Raw genomic sequence first — 20319 nt, 5'->3', positions numbered from 1 at the left:
TGGAATGAAAAAATTTTATGTAAGTCCTATTTTCCCCTTAATATTAGGAATAGTGGCGTTCGGAGTGCTATCTGTGCAACTTGTTTTTGTAACGAATACACTGGTAACGCTATTTCTTTTGCTACTTATTTTGGGTTCATATATTTTACTATTCATCCATCAGAGAGACTACTACTCAAAGAGTGAAGTAGAACAAATCCAGTATGTAAACCACCAAGCTGAAGAAAGTTTGACAACCTTGTTAGAACAGATGCCTGTTGGAGTTATTAAATTAGACTTATCGTCAGGTGAAGTTGAATGGTTTAATCCTTATGCTGAATTGATTTTGACTAATGAAGTGGGCGAGATTGATGTGGCATTAATTCAAACAATTATTAAGGCATCGGTAGGAAATCCAGGTTCTTATGCCACCTTGGGTGAGACCCGTTATTCGGTTCATATGGACAAGGTATCTGGAGTTCTGTACTTCTTTGATGTGTCTGGAGAATATGAAGCGACTGTTGAGTTAGTAACGAGTCGACCTGTGATTGGGATCGTTTCTGTTGACAACTACGATGATTTAGAAGATGAAACATCCGAGTCTGATATCAGTCATATTAACAGTTTTGTAGCCAACTTTGTTTCAGAATTTGCTGGGAAACATGCCATGTTCTCCCGTCGAGTGAGTATGGACCGTTTTTATCTATTTACGGACTACACGGTGCTTGAGGGGTTGATGAATGATAAATTTTCTGTTATCGATGCTTTCAGAGAAGAGTCCAAACAGAGACAGCTGCCTTTGACCTTAAGTATGGGCTTTTCTTATGGTGATGGAAATCATGATGAGATCGGGAAAGTTGCATTGCTTAACTTGAACTTGGCTGAAGTGCGTGGTGGCGACCAGGTGGTTGTAAAGGAGAACGACGAAACGAAAAATCCAGTTTATTTTGGTGGTGGGTCTGCTGCGTCAATCAAGCGTACACGTACACGTACGCGCGCTATGATGACAGCTATTTCAGATAAGATTCGGAGTGTAGATCAGGTTTTTGTAGTTGGTCATAAAAACCTCGATATGGATGCTTTGGGTTCTGCTGTAGGTATGCAGTTATTTGCCAGCAATGTGACTGAAAATAGTTATGCTCTTTATGATAAAGATCAAATGTCACCAGATATTGAACGAGCAGTTTCATTCTTAGAAAAAGAAGGAGTTACGAAGTTGTTGTCGGTTAAGGAGGCAATGGGATTAGTGACCAATCGTTCTTTGTTGATTCTTGTAGACCATTCAAAGACTGCCTTAACTTTATCGAAAGAATTTTATGATTTGTTTACACAGACCATCGTTATTGACCACCACAGAAGGGATCAGGATTTTCCTGATAATGCAGTTATTACTTATATCGAAAGTGGTGCCAGCAGTGCCAGTGAGTTGGTAACGGAATTGATTCAGTTCCAGAATTCTAAGAAAAATCGTCTGAGTCGTATGCAAGCCAGTGTCTTGATGGCTGGTATGATGTTGGATACTAAAAATTTCACCTCGCGAGTGACTAGTCGGACATTTGATGTTGCTAGCTATCTCAGAACGCGCGGAAGTGATAGCATTGCTATCCAGGAAATGGCTGCGACAGATTTTGAAGAATATCGTGAGGTCAATGAACTGATTTTACAGGGGCGTAAATTAGGTTCAGATGTATTGATAGCAGAGGCTACGGACTCGAAATGCTACGATACAGTTGTTATTAGTAAGGCAGCAGATGCCATGTTAGCTATGTCAGGCATTGAAGCGAGTTTTGTTCTTGCGAAGAATACACAAGGATTTATCTCTATCTCAGCTCGCAGTCGTAGTAAGCTGAATGTACAACGGATTATGGAAGAGCTGGGAGGTGGAGGCCACTTTAATTTGGCAGCAGCTCAAATTAAGGATTTAACCTTGTCAGAAGCGGGTGAAAAACTGACAGAAATTGTATTAAATGAAATAAAGGAAAAGGAGAAAGAAGAATGAAAGTAATCTTTTTAGCAGATGTTAAAGGAAAAGGTAAAAAAGGCGAAATTAAGGAAGTACCAACAGGGTATGCGCAAAACTTTCTTATCAAAAAGAATCTAGCCAAAGAAGCGACTGCTCAAGCGGTAGGTGAACTTCGTGGTAAACAAAAATCTGAAGAAAAAGCTCATGCTGAGATGATTGCAGAAGCAAAAGCAATTAAAGCACAACTTGAAGCAGAAGAAACTGTTGTAGAATTTGTTGAAAAAGTTGGTCCAGATGGTCGTACCTTTGGTTCCATTACCAATAAGAAAATTGCAGAAGAATTGCAAAAGCAATTTGGAATTAAGATTGATAAACGTCATATTCAAGTACAAGCTCCGATTCGAGCAGTTGGTTTGATTGATGTGCCAGTGAAAATCTATCAAGATATCACAAGTGTAATCAATCTTCGTGTGAAAGAAGGATAAATTTACACCTTCTTGACAAGATTGTAAAAGGAAGGAAAGTCTGATGGCAGAAGTAGAAGAGTTACGAGTACAACCTCAAGATATCTTGGCTGAGCAATCTGTTTTGGGGGCTATCTTTATTGACGAGAGTAAGCTTGTTTTTGTGCGAGAATACATTGAGTCTCGGGACTTTTTTAAGTATGCCCATCGATTGATTTTCCGAGCCATGGTTGATTTATCCGATCGTGGCGATGCTATAGATGCAACAACGGTTCGTACCATTCTTGATAATCAAGGTGATTTACAGAATATTGGTGGTTTGTCTTACTTGGTTGAGATTGTCAATTCTGTGCCAACTTCTGCTAATGCGGAGTATTATGCTAAGATTGTTGCTGAAAAGGCCATGTTACGTCGGTTAATCGCCAAATTGACAGAGTCTGTCAACCAAGCTTACGAGGCTTCACAACCAGCTGATGAAATCATTGCTCAGGCAGAAAAAGGTCTAATTGATGTCAGTGAAAATGCAAATCGAAGTGGATTTAAGAATATTCGAGATGTGTTGAACGTCAACTTTGGAAATTTGGAAGCTCGCTCGCAACAAACGACCGATATTACTGGTATTGCGACAGGATATCGTGATTTGGATCATATGACGACTGGACTTCATGAGGAGGAGTTGATTATCTTAGCAGCTCGTCCAGCGGTTGGTAAGACAGCCTTTGCCTTAAATATTGCTCAGAACATTGGGACTAAGTTGGACAAAACGGTTGCTATCTTTTCGCTCGAAATGGGTGCGGAAAGTCTAGTGGATCGTATGCTTGCGGCAGAAGGGTTGGTTGAGTCGCATTCTATCCGTACGGGTCAACTTACTGATGAAGAGTGGCAAAAGTATACCATTGCACAAGGTAATTTAGCCAATGCAAGTATCTATATCGATGATACGCCAGGGATTCGGATCACGGAAATTCGCTCTCGCTCACGTAAACTGGCTCAAGAAACAGGCAATCTAGGCTTGATTTTGATCGACTACCTACAGCTTATCACAGGGACTGGTCGTGAGAACCGCCAACAAGAAGTTTCTGAAATTTCTCGTCAGTTGAAAATTTTAGCTAAGGAACTGAAGGTTCCCGTAATTGCTCTGAGTCAGTTGTCTCGTGGTGTAGAACAACGTCAGGATAAGAGACCGGTCTTGTCTGATATTCGTGAATCTGGGTCTATTGAGCAGGACGCTGATATCGTAGCCTTTCTTTATCGCGACGATTACTATGAGCGTGGTGGTGAAGAAGAGGAAGGCATACCAAATAATAAGGTAGAAGTTATTATCGAGAAAAATCGTAGTGGAGCTCGTGGAACGGTGGAATTAATTTTCCAAAAAGAATACAATAAATTTTCAAGTATCTCAAAGAGGGAGGCATAAGATGTCAGATGCATTTACAGATGTAGCCAAGATGAAAAAAATCAAAGAAGAAATCAAGGCACATGAGGGACAAGTCGTAGAAATGACTTTGGAGAATGGTCGTAAGCGCCAAAAAAATAGATTGGGTAAGCTAATTGAGGTTTATCCATCCCTATTTATCGTTGAATTTGGAAACGTTGAAGGAGATAAACAAGCTAATGTTTTCGTTGAATCCTTTACTTATTCAGATATCCTTACAGAAAAGAATTTGATTCATTATCTTGACTAAAGTGAGAAATTTTCTCACTTTTTCTTTTTTCTCCGAATAATTTAAGTGAAGGCAATCTTCGATTTATACTCTTCGAAAATCAAATTCAAACCACGTCAGCTTCGCCTTGCCATACTCAAGTATAGCCTGCGCCTAGCTTCCTAGTTTGATCTTTAATTTTCATTGAGTACTATATTATTTTCAAGGAGGAAGAATGAAAGTTTTACCATTCAAAGTAACAGAGACAGGGTTTTCTTTTAGAAAATCAGCTAAAAAAGTTGTTCCCTTTTTAGTAGTAGGATTGATGCTAGCAGCGGGTGATAGTGCATATGCCTATTCTGGAGGAAATGGATCGATTGCGCGTGGGGATGATTATCCTGCTTATTATAAAAATGGCAGTCAGGAGATTGATAAGTGGCGGATGTATTCTCGTCAGTGTACTTCTTTTGCAGCCTTTCGTTTGAGTAATGTCAATGGTTTTGAGATTCCGGCTGCTTATGGGAATGCGAATGAATGGGGCTATCGTGCTCGTCGTGAAGGGTATCGTGTAGATAATAGACCAGCTATTGGATCTATTGCTTGGTCTACTGCAGGAACTTATGGTCATGTTGCCTGGGTATCAAATGTAATAGGAGATGAGATTGAGATTGAAGAATACAACTATGGAATAAGAGAATCTTACAACAAGCGCACCGTGAAGGCGAATACTATGACTGGTTTTATTCATTTTAAAGATTTAGCTGGTGGCAGTGTTGGGAATAGTCAATCCTCAGCTTCAACAGGGGGAACACATTATTTTAAGACTAAGTCTGCTATCAAAAATCAGCCACTATCTAGCGCAACTGTGATTGATTACTATTATCCTGGGGAGAATGTTCATTATGATCAAATTCTCGAAAAAGATGGATACAAGTGGTTGAGTTATACGGCTTATAACGGAAGTCGTCGCTATATCCAGCTAGAGGGAGTGACTTCTTCACAGAATCAATCAGGAAATAGCTCTAATTATAGCTCAAATAATGGATTGACTATTGGTTGGAAGAAAATAAATGGTAGTTGGTATCATTTCAAATCAAATGGGTCTAAATCAACAGGCTGGCTGAAAGATGGTTCTAGCTGGTATTATTTGAAATCATCTGGTGAAATGCAGACAGGATGGTTAAAGGAAAATGGTCTGTGGTATTATTTGGATAGTTCAGGTGCAATGAAAACAGGTTGGTACCAAGTCTCTGGTAAATGGTATTATTCTTACTCTTCAGGTGAGCTAGCTGTTAATACTATAGTGGACGGTTATACTGTAAATCATAACGGTGAGTGGGTTTAATTTTAAGTAATTGAATCTGAACAGGAGAGAAATCTCCTGTTTTTTTGTTTAAACTAGAGTTTTTATGAAGAGTTAAGATATCTGAATTGGATTCGAAACTATAATTTACTATAGAAAATGAAAGTGATGAAAAGAAAGAAAAAAGAAAGCTAGTAAAACATGCGTTACTTTCTTGAAGTTTTTTATAGCCTTGAAATACAACATATTAATAATAAAGTATATATAATATAACATATCTCTTGATTTCACTCAAAAAAAGGTTTATAATGTACATAAATATGATTCTCAAAAAGAGGTACACAAGATGAACAAAAAGAAAATGATTTTAACCAGTTTGGCTAGTGTAGCTGTTTTAGGTGCTACATTTGTTGCATCTCAACCGTCAGTTGTGAAAGCTGATGACAAACCTACAGCTGCTCAACCTACTGGAGAAACAAAGCCTACACCTGCGGCTGAAACACCAAAAACTGAGGTTGAAAAAGCCAAGGAAGCTGAAAAAGAAGCTAACGCTAAAGTTGATGAAGCTCAATCTAAAGTAGATAGAACAACTACTACAGCAACTGATGCAGCTACTAAACTTGAAACAGAGAAAAAAGAATCTGCTGAGGCTGATGCTGCAAAAACTAAAGCTGAAGAAGCTAAGAAAACAGCTGACGATGAATTAGCTAAAGCAAAAGAAGAATCTGCTAAAGCTGACTCTAAAGCAAAAGAAGAAGTCGCAAAAGAAGAAGCTGCTGCAAAAGAAGAAGCCGAAGCTAAAGAAGCTTTAACTGAAGCTTTGAAACAAATTCCTGATAATGAATTGCTTGACAAAAAAGCAAAAGAAGAATTATTAAAGGCTGTTGAGTCTGGTGAATTAAATGCTTCTGATATTCTTGCTGAGTTAGCAGATGATGCTGAAAAAGCACAAGATACTAATCCAACAATTAAAACAGAAACTCCTGTATCTAAGGACAAGCTTCCTGAAGAGGTGCAAGCGGGAATTGAAGAAGGTGAAGCAGCGGATGCTGCTCGTCCTGAATCAGAAAAATTGCAAGATAAAGCTGATGATTTAACTGAAACAATTGAAAACTTAACGGATGATGCTGAGCAATTAAAAGCTGATGCTGAAAAGAAAGCTGAAACACTAAAAAAACAGGAAGATACTTTAAAAGAAGCAAAAGAAGCTCTTAAATCCGCTAAAGAAAACGGATTTGGTGAAGATATCACAGCACCACTAGAAAAAGCTGTAACTGCGATTGAAAAAGAACGCGATACTGCCAAATCTGAATTTGACGAAGCTGATGAAAAAGTTCAAGATGCTACAGCTGAAATTCAAGATTTAACTGAAAAACGTGCTAATCTTCTTGAAGAAGTAAAAAAAGCAGAAGCAAAAGAAGCTGCAGAACCAGCTAAACCAGCTGAAGAAACTCCAGAGGAAGAAGCTGAACCAACCGAAGCTGAAAAAGCTGCTAAAGCTAAAGCAGAGGCTGATGCTAAAGTTGCTGAATTAGAGAAGAAAGTTGCTGAAGAAGCTAAAAAAGTAGAAGAAGCTACAGCTAAAGCTAAAAAAGAAGCTGTTGATGTAACTGCTGCTGAGACTGCAAAAGCAGAAGCAGACAAAGCTAAAGCTGATGCAGAAGCTGAATTAGCTAAGGCTAAAGAAGAAGCAGCTAAAGCAAAAGCTAAAGTTGAAGAAGAAGTTAAAAAAGAAGAAGACGCTAAAAAAGAAGAAGCAGATAACTTAGAAGCTTTGAAAGGTGCTTTAGAGCAACTTGAAAAAAAAGCTGAAGATAAAGTCAACAAGGATGCTAGCATCAAGCCAGAAGATAAAGCGAAAGCTATCGAAGAAGCAAAAGCTGAAATCGGTAAAGAAGCTTTATTAAAAGCGATTGAAGATGGAGTTCTTACAGCTACTCAAGCTATAGATGAATTCCTCAACGATGCCAACACAAAAGATAAAGCTCCTGAAGCTTATAAAACTAAAGAATTAACTGCTGACGAAACTAAAAAAATTGAAGAAGCTGCTAAAAAAGAAGCTTCTAAACCAATTGTCAAAAAACTTACAGACATTGCTGATGATTTAGCTGAAAAAATTGAAAAATTAACGAAAGAAGCTGAGGAAGATAAGGCTGACGCTGCTGAAAAAGCTAAGGTAGTAGAAGAGAAAAATGCTACATTAGAGAAACAAAAAGAAACTTTAGAAAAAGCTAAAACTGCTCTTGAAACTGCTAAGAAAAACAATGCGGATCAAGCTATCCAAGATGGATTGCAAGATGCTGTAACTAAACTAGAAGTTTCAGTTGCTTCTGCTAAAGCAGTAGCTGATGAAGCTAAGGCTAATTTCGACGAAGTGAACGAAGCAGTTCAAGAGGATGACGATGCAATTGCCAAACTAACTGAGAATTACAACGCAACTTTAGGTTACATCGAAAACTTAAAAGAAGTTCCTAAGGGTGAAGAATCGAAAGACTTTAGTGGTGGTGTAAGTCCTAGTGATGCACCTTCTGATGATGCTAAACAACCTGACGAAGTACCAACTGTTCCTAACGCTCCAGGATTTAATGGTGGTGTGAATCCTAGTGATTCTCCTTCTGGAGATAATGAATCTGATTTCACTGGTGGGGTAAATGATGCAACACCTCCTACTGTAGCCGATGCTCCAGAATATACAGGAGGCGTTAATAGTGTAGAAGCAGCAATTAACGAAGTTCCAGAATATACAGGAGGTGTTAATAGTGTAGAAGCAGCAATTAACGAAGTTCCAGAATATACAGGAGGCGTTAATAGTGCAGAAGCAGCAATTAACGAAGTTCCAGAATATACAGGAGGCGTTAATAGTGCAGAAGCAGCAATTAACGAAGTTCCAGAATATACAGGAGGCGTTAATAGTGTAGAAGCAGCAATTAACGAAGTTCCAGAATATACAGGAGGCGTTAATAGTGTAGAAGCAGCAATTAACGAAGTTCCACAATATACTCTTACAACAGCAGGTACTAACAAGGATAATACTTATCAAGCACCAGCAGCAAAAGTAGAAGATAAAAAAGAACTTCCAAATACTGGTGGCAAAGATAATGTTGCAGTTGCATCATTAGGATTCCTTGGATTGTTCCTTGGTGCTATTCCATTTGTGAAACGTAAGAACTAATTTATTTTAGTATATTGAAAGAGAGGGAATAACTTCCTTCTCTTTTTAATATTATCTTAGTTTCTCTCAGGGAACTCTTCCCAATGGTATTTTTTGGTGCTTTCCTTTATAATGGGTGTATGGATAAGAAAAAATTATTATTGATTGATGGGTCTTCCGTTGCTTTTCGGGCGTTTTTTGCGCTCTATCAGCAGTTGGACCGTTTTAAGAATGCGGCTGGTTTGCATACCAATGCGATTTATGGTTTTCAGTTGATGTTGAGCCATTTGTTGGAGCGAGTTGAGCCGAGTCATATTTTGGTGGCTTTTGATGCGGGTAAGACGACCTTCCGTACAGAGATGTATGCGGACTATAAGGGTGGTCGGGCTAAGACTCCTGATGAGTTTCGTGAGCAATTTCCTTTCATTCGTGAGTTGCTGGATCACATGGGTATTCGCCACTATGAGTTGGCTCAGTATGAGGCGGATGATATCATCGGGACGCTGGATAAACTAGCTGAGCAGGATGGTTTTGATATTACCATTGTCAGTGGGGACAAGGACTTGATTCAGCTGACGGACGAGCATACGGTGGTTGAGATTTCCAAGAAAGGTGTGGCTGAGTTTGAGGCCTTTACGCCAGACTATCTCATGGAAAAGATGGGTCTTACACCGACTCAGTTTATCGATCTCAAGGCGCTCATGGGTGATAAGTCGGATAATATCCCTGGGGTGACCAAAATCGGTGAAAAGACGGGTATCAAGCTCTTGCTGGAGCATGGCTCGCTCGAGGGGATTTATGAGAATATCGATGGGATGAAGGCTTCTAAGATGAAGGAAAATCTCATCAATGATAAGGGACAGGCCTTTTTGTCTAAAACACTGGCGACCATTGATACCAAGGCACCGATTGAGATTGGTTTGGAGGATTTGGTCTATAGTGGTCCAGATGTTGAAAATCTTGGGAAATTCTACGATGAGATGGGCTTCAAACAGCTCAAGCAGGCTTTAAATGTGTCTTCAGGCGATGTGACTGAAAGTTTGGACTTTACTATTGTTGACCAAATCAGTCAAAATATGCTGAGTGAAGAGTCTATCTTCCATTTTGAGCTTTTTGGTGAAAATTACCATACGGATGATTTGGTTGGATTTGCCTGGTCTTGTGGGGAAAAGCTCTATGCTACAGACAAGCTTGAGCTTTTGCAAGAGTCAATTTTCAAGGACTTCTTAGAAAAAACACCTCTGAGAGTGTATGACTTTAAGAAGGTTAAGGTTCTCTTGAATCGTTTTGGTGTGGATTTGCAGGCTCCTGCCTTTGATAGCCGTTTGGCTAAATACCTCCTTTCGACTGTGGAGGACAATGAAATTGCGACCATCGCTAGTCTTTATGGTCAGACTTATTTAGTCGATGATGAGACTTTCTATGGTAAGGGTGTCAAAAAAGCCGTTCCTGAACGCGAGAAATTCTTGGAACATTTGGCTCGTAAGATTGCTGTTTTAGTCGAAACAGAGCCTGTTTTACTTGAAAAACTCAGTGAAAATGGTCAATTAGAGCTTCTTTATGATATGGAGCAACCTCTGGCTTTTGTCCTTGCCAAGATGGAAATTGCTGGGATTACGGTCAAGAAAGAGACCTTGCTTGAGATGCAGGCTGAAAATGAGCTTGTCATTGAAAAACTCACTCAGGAGATTTACGAACTGGCTGGTGAGGAGTTTAATATCAATTCGCCTAAGCAGTTGGGAGTGCTTCTCTTTGAAAAATTGGGACTTCCTCTAGAGTACACTAAGAAAACTAAGACTGGATACTCGACTGCGGTGGATGTCTTGGAACGCTTGGCTCCTATTGCGCCAATTGTTAAGAAAATTCTCGACTACCGTCAGATTGCTAAGATTCAGTCTACCTATGTGATTGGCTTGCAGGACTGGATTTTGGCTGATGGTAAGATTCATACTCGCTATGTGCAGGATTTGACCCAGACTGGGCGTCTGTCTAGTGTGGATCCAAACTTGCAAAATATCCCTGTTCGCTTGGAACAAGGCCGTCTCATTCGTAAGGCTTTTGTGCCTGAGTGGGAGGATAGTGTACTGCTTAGTTCGGACTACTCACAGATTGAATTGCGTGTTTTGGCGCATATCTCTAAAGATGAACACTTGATAAAGGCCTTCCAAGAGGGTGCTGACATTCATACTTCGACAGCCATGCGGGTCTTTGGCATTGAGCGTCCTGAGAATGTGACTGCAAACGACCGTCGCAATGCCAAGGCTGTCAACTTTGGAGTGGTTTACGGGATTTCAGACTTTGGTTTGTCTAATAATCTGGGCATTAGCCGTAAGGAAGCCAAAGCCTATATTGATACCTACTTTGAACGCTTCCCAGGTATTAAAAACTACATGGATGAAGTGGTGCGTGAGGCGCGTGATAAGGGCTATGTGGAGACCCTCTTCAAGCGTCGTCGTGAGTTGCCAGATATCAATTCGCGCAACTTCAACATTCGTGGTTTTGCGGAGCGGACAGCCATCAATTCTCCTATTCAGGGGTCGGCGGCAGATATTCTCAAGATTGCCATGATTCAGCTGGATAAAGCCTTGGTTGCAGGTAGTTATCAGACTAAGATGCTGTTACAAGTGCACGATGAAATCGTACTTGAAGTTCCTAAATCTGAATTGGCAGAGATGAAAAAATTGGTCAAACAAACCATGGAAGAAGCCATTCAACTTAGTGTTCCCCTCATCGCAGACGAAAATGAAGGGGCAACCTGGTACGAGGCTAAATAAAAAAGTTATGTAGAGTTTGAAGCACTTGTTTTCAAACTCTTTTTCATGTTTTTCTGTAAGCAGTTTCCTTGACATTTTTTTGGTTTTGCGCTATCATATGTCCATATAATATATGGGAGTCTGTGTACAGTCTGAGAGGAAGCGTTAAGCTTCGACCGCACCTGATCTGGGTAATGCCAGCGTAGGGAACGATACTTAGTCTAATCTTGACCTTTTCCATATATGGCAAAGGTTTTTCTTTTTATCAAAGGAAAACGAGAAGTGGAGGTTGTTATGAAAGCAAGCATTGCCTTGCAAGTTTTACCCCTATCACAGGGGATTGATCGGATAGCTGTTATTGATCAGGTCATTGCTTATCTACAAGCTCAAGAAGTAACCATGGTGGTGACACCATTTGAAACGGTCTTGGAAGGGGAGTTTGATGAGCTCATGCGCATTCTCAAAGAAGCGCTGGAAGTAGCAGGGCAGGAGGCAGATAATGTCTTTGCCAATGTCAAAATAAATGTAGGAGAGATTTTAAGTATTGATGAGAAACTTGAAAAGTATACTGAGACGACACATTAGTCTATTAGGCTTTCTGGGAGTCTTGTCAATCTGGCAGTTAGCAGGTTTTCTTAAACTTCTCCCCAAGTTTATCCTGCCGACACCTCTTGAAATTCTCCAGGCCTTTGTTCGTGACAGAGAATTTCTCTGGCACCATAGCTGGGCGACCTTGAGAGTGGCTTTACTGGGGCTGGTTTTGGGAGTCTTGATTGCCTGTCTCATGGCTGTGCTTATGGACAGTTTAACTTGGCTCAATGACCTGATTTACCCTATGATGGTGGTCGTTCAGACCATTCCGACCATTGCCATAGCTCCTATTCTGGTTTTGTGGCTAGGTTATGGGATTCTGCCCAAGATTGTCTTGATTATCTTAACGACAACTTTCCCCATCATCGTCAGCATTTTGGACGGTTTTAGGCATTGTGACAAGGATATGCTGACCTTGTTTAGTCTGATGCGGGCTAAATCTTGGCAAATCCTGTGGCATTTTAAAATCCCTGTCAGCCTGCCCTACTTTTATGCAGGTCTGAGAGTTAGTGTTTCCTACGCATTTATCACAACAGTGGTATCTGAGTGGTTAGGAGGCTTTGAGGGTCTAGGTGTATACATGATTCAGTCCAAGAAACTGTTTCAGTATGATACCATGTTTGCTATTATTATTCTGGTATCGATTATCAGCCTTTTGGGTATGAAGTTGGTCGATATTAGTGAAAAATATGTGATTAAATGGAAACGTTCGTAGAATAAGAAGGTTTCAAAAAAGAAAAGAGGAAATCAAAATGAAGAAAACATGGAAAGTGTTTTTAACGCTTGTAACAGCTCTTGTAGCTGTTGTGCTTGTGGCCTGTGGTCAAGGAACTGCTTCTAAAGACAACAAAGAGGCAGAACTCAAGAAAATCGACTTTATCCTAGACTGGACTCCAAATACTAACCACACAGGGCTTTATGTTGCCAAGGAAAAAGGTTATTTCAAAGAAGCTGGAGTGGATGTTGATTTGAAATTGCCACCAGAAGAAAGTTCTTCTGACTTGGTTATCAATGGTAAGGCACCATTTGCAGTGTATTTCCAAGATTACATGGCTAAGAAGTTAGAAAAAGGTGCAGGAATTACTGCCGTTGCAGCTATCGTAGAGCATAATACATCAGGAATCATTTCTCGTAAATCTGACAATGTAGCTAGTCCAAAGGACTTGGTTGGTAAGAAATACGGAACTTGGAATGACCCAACTGAGCTTGCAATGTTGAAAACCTTGGTAGAATCACAAGGTGGAGACTTTGAGAAGGTCGAAAAAGTACCAAACAACGACTCAAACTCAATTACACCGATTGCCAATGGCGTCTTTGACACTGCTTGGATTTACTACGGTTGGGATGGAATCCTTGCTAAATCTCAAGGCGTAGACGCTAACTTCATGTATTTGAAAGACTATGTCAAGGAGTTTGACTACTACTCACCAGTTATCATCGCAAATAATGACTATTTGAAAGACAATAAAGAAGAAGCTCGTAAAGTCATCCAAGCTATCAAAAAAGGCTACCAATATGCTATGGAGCATCCAGAGGAAGCAACAGATATCCTCATCAAGAATGCACCTGAACTCCAGGAAAAACGTGACTTTGTCATCGAATCGCAAAAATACTTGTCAAAAGAATACGCAAGCGACAAGGAAAAATGGGGTCAATTTGATGCAGCTCGCTGGAATGCCTTCTACAAATGGGACAAAGAAAATGGTATCCTTAAAGAAGACTTGACAGACAAAGGCTTCACCAACGAATTTGTGAAATAATGACAGAAATTAGACTAGAACACGTCAGTTATGCCTATGGTCAGGAGAGGATTTTAGAGGATATCAACCTGCAGGTGACTTCGGGTGAAGTGGTTTCTATTCTGGGCTCAAGTGGTGTTGGAAAGACCACCCTCTTTAATCTAATTGCTGGGATTTTAGAAGTTCAGTCAGGGCGAATTGTCCTTGATGGAGAGGAAAATCCTAAGGGGCGCGTGAGTTATATGTTGCAAAAGGATCTACTCTTGGAGCACAAGACCGTGCTTGGCAATATCATTCTGCCTCTCTTGATTCAAAAGGTGGATAAGGCAGAAGCTATTGCTCGCGCAGATGAAATCCTTGCGACCTTCCAGCTGACAGCTGTAAGGGATAAATATCCTCACGAACTCAGTGGAGGAATGCGCCAGCGTGTAGCCTTGCTCCGAACCTACCTTTTCGGGCACAAGCTCTTTCTCTTAGATGAGGCCTTTAGCGCCTTGGATGAAATGACAAAGATGGAACTCCACGCTTGGTATCTGGAGATTCACAAGCAGTTGCAGCTAACAACCTTGATTATCACGCATAGTATCGAGGAGGCCCTTAGTCTCAGCGATCGCATCTATATCTTGAAAAATCGCCCTGGGCAGATTGTTTCAGAAATTAAACTAGATTGGTCTGAAGATGAGGACAAGGAAGTCCAAAAGATTGCCTACAAACGTCAAATCTTGGCAGAATTAGGCTTAGATAAGTAGAAAAATAGGGAGTTGGTGAAGATTATCCTTTACCAGCGCCCTTTTTCTTTTAAAAATGAGAAAATTTCGGTATAATAGTCAAAGATAGTCAAGGTTTAAAGAGAGAGGTGGGTTTGTAATGAGATTTAAAAATACATCGGATCATATTGAGGCCTACATCAAGGCGATTTTAGATCAATCTGGAATTGTAGAATTGCAACGGAGTCAGTTGGCAGATACTTTTCAGGTTGTTCCCAGTCAGATTAACTATGTGATCAAGACACGCTTTACGGAAAGTAGAGGCTACTTGGTTGAAAGTAAGCGTGGTGGCGGAGGCTATATTCGTATAGGACGGATTGAGTTTTCTAGTCATCATGAAATGCTCAGGGAGCTGCTTTATTCGATTGGCGAGCGGGTCAGTCAAGAAATTTATGAAGATATTCTTCAGCTTTTAGTTGAGCAAGAACTGATGACCAAGCAGGAGATGAATTTGCTAGTATCAGTAGCTTTGGATCGCGTTCTAGGAGAAGAAGCTCCAGTCCTTCGTGCAAATATGCTAAGACAGGTCATACAAGAGGTAGATAGAAAAGGGAAGTAAGATGAACTATTCAAAAGCATTGAATGAATGTATCGAAAGTGCCTACATGGTGGCTAGCCATTTTGGAGCTCGTTATCTAGAGTCTTGGCACTTGTTGATTGCCATGTCCAATCACAGTTATAGTGTGGCAGGGGCGACTTTAAATGATTATCCATATGAGATAGATCGTTTAGAAGAAGTCGCTTTGGAACTGACTGAAGCGGACTATAGCCAGGATGAAACCTTTACGGAGTTGCCGTTTTCTCATCGTTTGCATGTCCTCTTTGACGAAGCAGAGTATGTAGCGTCAGTGGTCCATGCTAAGGTGCTAGGGACAGAGCATGTCCTTTATGCGATCTTGCATGATGGCAATGCCTTGGCAACTCGTATCTTGGAGAGAGCAGGTTTTTCTTATGAAGACAAGAAAGATCAGGTTAAGATTGCTGCCCTACATCGAAATTTAGAAGAACGAGCAGGTTGGACTCGTGAAGACCTTAAAGCTTTACGCCAACGCCATCGTACAGTAGCTGACAAGCAAAATTCTATGGCTAATATGATGGGCATGCCCCAGACTCCGAGTGGTGGTCTCGAGGACTATACGCATGATTTGACAGAGCAAGCGCGTTCTGGCAAGTTAGAACCAGTCATCGGTCGGGATAAGGAAATCTCGCGTATGATTCAAATCTTGAGCCGTAAAACCAAGAATAATCCTGTCTTGGTTGGGGATGCTGGTGTCGGGAAAACAGCTCTGGCCCTTGGTCTTGCCCAGCGTATTGCTAGTGGTGACGTGCCTGCGGAAATGGCTAAGATGCGCGTGTTAGAACTGGATTTGATGAATGTTGTTGCTGGGACACGTTTCCGTGGTGACTTTGAAGAGCGCATGAACAATATCATCAAGGATATTGAAGAAGATGGTCAAGTAATCCTCTTTATCGATGAACTTCATACCATTATGGGTTCTGGTAGCGGGATTGACTCGACTTTGGATGCGGCTAATATCTTGAAACCAGCCTTGGCTCGTGGGACTTTGCGAACAGTTGGTGCAACTACTCAGGAAGAATACCAAAAACATATCGAAAAAGATGCCGCCCTTTCTCGTCGATTTGCCAAGGTGACGATTGAAGAACCAAGTGTGGCAGACAGCATGAGCATTTTGCAAGGCTTGAAGGCGACTTATGAGAAGCATCACCGTGTGCAAATCACAGATGAAGCGGTTGAAACAGCTGTCAAGATGGCTCATCGTTACTTGACTAGTCGCCATTTGCCAGACTCTGCTATCGATCTCTTGGATGAGGCAGCAGCAACAGTGCAAAATAAGGCTAAGCATGTGAAAGCAGACGAATCCGGCTTGAGTCCAGCTGATAAGGCCCTGATGGATGGCAAGTGGAAACAGGCAGCCCAGCTAATCGCAAAAGAAGAGGAAGTCCCTGTCTACAAAGACTTGGTGACAGAGTCTGATATTTTGACCACCTTGAGTCGCTTGTCAGGTATTCCAGTTCAAAAACTGACTCAGACTGATGCTAAGAAGTATCTAAATCTTGAAGCTGAACTACACAAACGTGTCATCGGTCAAGATCAAGCTGTTTCAAGTATTAGTCGTGCCATTCGCCGTAATCAGTCAGGAATTCGCAGTCACAAGCGTCCGATTGGTTCCTTTATGTTCCTAGGGCCTACAGGTGTCGGGAAGACCGAATTGGCCAAGGCTCTGGCAGAAGTCCTCTTTGATGACGAATCTGCTCTTATCCGCTTTGATATGAGTGAGTATATGGAGAAATTCGCAGCCAGCCGTCTCAATGGAGCTCCTCCGGGTTATGTGGGTTATGAAGAAGGTGGGGAGTTGACCGAGAAAGTTCGCAACAAACCCTATTCCGTTCTCCTCTTTGACGAGGTAGAAAAAGCCCACCCAGACATCTTTAATGTCCTCTTGCAGGTCTTGGATGACGGTGTCTTGACAGATAGCAAGGGACGCAAGGTTGATTTTTCAAATACCATTATCATCATGACGTCAAACCTTGGTGCGACAGCCCTTCGTGATGATAAGACAGTTGGTTTTGGGGCTAAGGATATTCGTTTTGACCAGGAAAATATGGAAAAACGCATGTTTGAAGAGTTGAAAAAGGCTTATAGACCTGAGTTTATCAACCGTATTGATGAAAAGGTGGTCTTCCATAGCTTGTCTAGCGACCATATGCAGGAAGTGGTGAAGATTATGGTTAAACCTTTAGTAGCAAGTTTGGATGAAAAAGGTATTGACTTGAAATTACAAGCTTCCACACTGAAATTGCTGGCAAATAAAGGATATGACCCAGAGATGGGAGCTCGTCCACTTCGCAGAACTCTGCAAACAGAAGTGGAAGACAAGTTGGCAGAACTTCTTCTTAAGGGAGATTTAGTGGCAGGCAGTACACTTAAGATTGGTGTAAAAGCAGGCCAGTTAAAATTTGATATTGCATAAAAATAGAGAATCAGGAGCAATCTTGATTCTTTTTTTCGTAATCTTTTTATAAAAAATGATAAAAAACTATTGACAAAACAAAAATATAGTTTATAATAAAAATATCAAAAAATATAAAAAGGTAATACGTTTATGAAAAAGAAAACAGCAGTGGTATTTGGAACCTTTGCTCCGCTTCATCAAGGTCATATCGATCTGATTCAGCGAGCGAAGCGACAGTGTGACCAGGTCTGGGTTGTCGTTTCAGGCTATAAGGGAGATAGAGGGGATCAGGTCGGCTTAACGCTTCAAAAAAGATTCCGCTATATCCGAGAGGCCTTTGGTGATGACGAGTTGACCTCTGTCTGCAAGTTAGATGAAACCAATCTTCCCCGTTACCCTATGGGCTGGCAGGAGTGGTTGGACCAAATGTTAGCGGAGATTTCCTATGATGAAACCCAGCAAGAACTAATTTTCTTTGTGGGAGAAGCAGACTACCAGCAAGAATTATCAAATCGTGGCTTTGAGACTGTCTTGCAAGAAAGAAAGTTTGGTATCTCAGCGACTATGATTCGAGAAAATCCAAGTAAATATTGGAAATATATTGCTCAACCCTTCCGACGTCAGTTTACAAAGAAAGTGTTGATTATGGGAAGTGCCAGCAATGGGAAGACCACTCTAGCCAAGGATTTGGCAAGGTATTACGATGCACCAGTTAGTTTGGAATACGCACGTGAGTACCAGATCAAAAACAATGTCCGCGACGATGAATTGACTCCAAAAGATTACTATTATCTCCTGTTGGGCCAGTATGACCAGACCTCTAAGTTAATCGATAGCAATGCCAATCGAGGCCTAGTGATAGCAGATACCAACTCCTTAGTAACCAAGGGCTACTATGATTATTACATGGAGACTGAGGATCAAGAGGACTTATCGGGAGAAACATTTGATAATCTCTTTGCCTCGATTTTGGCTAAGGAAAAATGGGACTTGATTCTCTTTGTGCAACCTGTCGGTTCCTATGTCAATGACGGATTTAGAGATATGACCATGGCAGAAGACCATATTCGTCATAGTTTTTCCCAGCATTTGGATCAGATGAGGGAGCGCTACTTAGCAAACATTCCACTAGTTTATCTAGCTGAGGATTATCTAGGAAATTATGAAGCAGCAAAAGTGGCTATTGATGCCATTTACCAAGCAGATTAGGAGAAAAATATGAAAAAACCAACTGAAAATATCACACAATTTATCGAAAACTTTAAAAACGTCCATGCAGAAGCCCGCAAGATTGGTTTTGCAGGAATCATGAACCTGCTCTGGAAAGATCTCTTTGTCGGCCGTAGCCTCTTCCAGTGGTTGTATCTCATCGTCCTGTCAAGTGTTCCTTTGATCTTGGAACTCACGCAAAATATAGAAAGTCATGACTGGATGAGCTTGTTTGCATCTTGGACTGGGATTGTCTGTGTTATCTTGGTAGCAGAAGGGCGTGCAAGCAATTATCTCTTTGGGGCCATTAACTCTGCTATCTATTTGATTTTGGCTATGAATGCGACTTTTTATGGCGAAGTTTTGACGACCGTTTACTTCTTTGTCATGCAGCCGATTGGTCTCTATGCTTGGCTGTCCAATCGTATCAATGACCAAGGAAAAGCAGAAGAATCTCACTTTGAAGCCAAGAAATTATCTGTTTTTGATTGGCTCAAGTACTTGGCCTTGACTGCTATCATCTGGATTGGTATGGGCTTGGCATACCAAAGTATCCATAGTGCTCGCCCTTTCCGTGATAGTGTTACCGATGCGACCAATGGTGTTGGTCAGCTCTTGATGACACGTCTCTACCGTGAGCAATGGATTTTCTGGATTGCAACTAACCTCTTTAGTATCTACCTTTGGTGGGGTGAAAATATCCATATTCAAGGGATGTACTGGGTTTACACACTCAATAGTCTAGTGGGTTGGTACCAATGGACCAAGGCAGTTCGTAAGGAGGCTTAAAATGACGGACACGATGATTCCAGAAGGGATGACGGAAAAAGAATATTATGAAATCCATGCCAGTCAGGAGGAGTTTTTAGACTGGTACTACAAACAGGAGCTCCCACAATATGAAAAGCCAAGTGTGACAGTGGATATGGTGGCTTACTGCTTTGTCGAAGGAAAAATCAAGCTCTTGCTGATTCGTCGCAAGGCTCACCCTTATCAAAACTGTTTGGCCTTAGTTGGAGGTTTTATGGATAAGGGAGAAGATGCTGCGCATGCCTGTCAGCGAGAAGTAAGTGAAGAAGTTAATCTCGATCTTCCTTTGGAAAAAATCGAGCAATTGCTGACCGTATCGACCCCCGGCCGTGACCCACGGGGCTGGACAGTGACCATTGCCCATTTGGTGTATCTGCCTAGTCGTGCATTAGAACTGGTTCAGGCAGGAGACGATGCTAAGGATGTGGTTTTTGTAGATGTCGACTTTCAGACAGGCAAATGCTACCTAGAGGGAGTCGAGCTGGACGAGCAAGCCTTCGCCTTTGACCATTATGCCATTATCCAAGAATCCACCAAACGAATCCAAGGCCGTCTCGACTGGAACCCGACCTTCCTTTATCTGCTGGAGGAGGAGTTCACTGTATATGAAGGAACCGAACTGGTTAATCTTATCAACCCAGGTCGTCCAATCGTCAGCAATAACTTTCTCGTAAAATACGGAGAATATGTAGAAGAAGTCGGACTCAAACGAGTGCCTAAAAAGAAACCAAGAAAAACCTATCGATTGAAATAAAAAACGAGGTCGGGACAAAGTTCCCGACCTCTTTATGTACCATCATGAGATGGTTTTGTGGGCTCTATAATATTTGTAGTGGGTAAATCCTCTATGGATATTATGGAGCCTATTTTGTTGTAGAAAAAAAGTTCCATAATATCTATAATGAAAAGCAACAAAACAACTCATTAGAAAGATTCATATGGAACAATTACATTTTATCACAAAATTACTAG

Annotated in this window: 16 protein-coding genes and 1 riboswitch; all 16 genes read left to right on the top strand. The window is 41.1% G+C overall.

Annotation, left to right across the window (positions count from 1 at the left end; translation table 11 throughout):
- Positions 1-4: 4 nt before the first annotated feature.
- The 16 genes from GEZ85_RS00890 (at position 5) to GEZ85_RS00815 (ending at position 20101) form a co-directional block, all read left to right on the top strand.
- Positions 5-1978: a DHH family phosphoesterase gene (locus tag GEZ85_RS00890; protein WP_153208955.1), complete on the top strand. Its 1974-nt coding sequence runs from the start codon at positions 5-7 to the stop codon at positions 1976-1978.
- Positions 1975-2427 carry a 50S ribosomal protein L9 gene (gene rplI / locus GEZ85_RS00885; RefSeq protein ID WP_000864214.1) on the top strand — a complete coding sequence of 151 codons (453 nt, stop codon included), beginning with the start codon at positions 1975-1977 and terminating at the stop codon, positions 2425-2427. The genes GEZ85_RS00890 and rplI overlap by 4 nt, the downstream gene beginning before the upstream one ends.
- A gap of 43 nt (positions 2428-2470) precedes the next feature.
- Positions 2471-3823 (top strand): replicative DNA helicase, encoded by a 1353-nt coding sequence (dnaB, locus tag GEZ85_RS00880; protein WP_153208953.1) that lies wholly within the window; start codon positions 2471-2473, stop codon positions 3821-3823.
- Position 3824: 1 nt separating this feature from the next.
- Positions 3825-4091 (top strand): Veg family protein, encoded by a 267-nt coding sequence (locus tag GEZ85_RS00875; RefSeq protein WP_001278168.1) that lies wholly within the window; start codon positions 3825-3827, stop codon positions 4089-4091.
- A 193-nt stretch (positions 4092-4284) separates the two neighbouring features.
- Positions 4285-5394 carry a choline binding-anchored murein hydrolase CbpD gene (gene cbpD, locus GEZ85_RS00870; protein WP_153208951.1) on the top strand — a complete coding sequence of 370 codons (1110 nt, stop codon included), beginning with the start codon at positions 4285-4287 and terminating at the stop codon, positions 5392-5394.
- A 304-nt stretch (positions 5395-5698) separates the two neighbouring features.
- Positions 5699-8524: an SIALI-17 repeat-containing surface protein gene (locus GEZ85_RS00865; RefSeq protein WP_153208948.1), complete on the top strand. Its 2826-nt coding sequence runs from the start codon at positions 5699-5701 to the stop codon at positions 8522-8524.
- A gap of 119 nt (positions 8525-8643) precedes the next feature.
- Positions 8644-11277, top strand: coding sequence for a DNA polymerase I (gene polA, locus GEZ85_RS00860; protein WP_153208946.1), 2634 nt, complete (start codon positions 8644-8646; stop codon positions 11275-11277).
- Positions 11278-11379: 102 nt separating this feature from the next.
- A riboswitch (TPP riboswitch) is annotated at positions 11380-11482 on the top strand.
- Positions 11483-11550: 68 nt separating this feature from the next.
- Positions 11551-11841 (top strand): thiamine-binding protein, encoded by a 291-nt coding sequence (locus GEZ85_RS00855; protein WP_004235758.1) that lies wholly within the window; start codon positions 11551-11553, stop codon positions 11839-11841.
- Positions 11804-12562 (top strand): ABC transporter permease, encoded by a 759-nt coding sequence (locus tag GEZ85_RS00850; protein ID WP_194251495.1) that lies wholly within the window; start codon positions 11804-11806, stop codon positions 12560-12562. The genes GEZ85_RS00855 and GEZ85_RS00850 overlap by 38 nt, the downstream gene beginning before the upstream one ends.
- Positions 12563-12599: 37 nt before the next feature.
- Positions 12600-13607 carry an ABC transporter substrate-binding protein gene (locus GEZ85_RS00845; protein ID WP_153208943.1) on the top strand — a complete coding sequence of 336 codons (1008 nt, stop codon included), beginning with the start codon at positions 12600-12602 and terminating at the stop codon, positions 13605-13607.
- Complete coding sequence (locus GEZ85_RS00840; protein WP_153208941.1) at positions 13607-14335, top strand: ABC transporter ATP-binding protein; 729 nt, start codon at positions 13607-13609, stop codon at positions 14333-14335. Before GEZ85_RS00845 ends, GEZ85_RS00840 begins: the two co-directional genes overlap by 1 nt.
- 118 nt (positions 14336-14453) lie before the next feature.
- Entirely contained in the window at positions 14454-14912 is a 459-nt protein-coding gene (locus GEZ85_RS00835) for a CtsR family transcriptional regulator (RefSeq protein WP_001211277.1), read from the top strand.
- Between the two features lies 1 nt (position 14913).
- Positions 14914-17346, top strand: a complete 2433-nt coding sequence (locus tag GEZ85_RS00830) for an ATP-dependent Clp protease ATP-binding subunit (protein ID WP_153208939.1) — start codon at positions 14914-14916, stop codon at positions 17344-17346.
- Between the two features lie 132 nt (positions 17347-17478).
- The gene (locus GEZ85_RS00825; protein ID WP_153208937.1) at positions 17479-18537 is read left to right on the top strand and encodes an AAA family ATPase; all 1059 of its coding nucleotides are present in this window, start codon (positions 17479-17481) and stop codon (positions 18535-18537) included.
- A gap of 9 nt (positions 18538-18546) precedes the next feature.
- Positions 18547-19326, top strand: coding sequence for a nicotinamide riboside transporter PnuC (gene pnuC / locus GEZ85_RS00820; protein ID WP_153208935.1), 780 nt, complete (start codon positions 18547-18549; stop codon positions 19324-19326).
- A 1-nt stretch (position 19327) separates the two neighbouring features.
- On the top strand, positions 19328-20101 hold the full coding sequence (locus GEZ85_RS00815; protein ID WP_153208933.1) for an NUDIX domain-containing protein: 774 nt from the start codon (positions 19328-19330) through the stop codon (positions 20099-20101).
- Positions 20102-20319 lie beyond the last annotated feature (218 nt).

This window comes from Streptococcus mitis (genome assembly GCF_009496205.1).
Classification (GTDB): domain Bacteria; phylum Bacillota; class Bacilli; order Lactobacillales; family Streptococcaceae; genus Streptococcus; species Streptococcus mitis_BN.
Note: the sequence above shows the minus strand (reverse complement) of the source record. Positions and strands in the feature narration are given on the sequence as shown.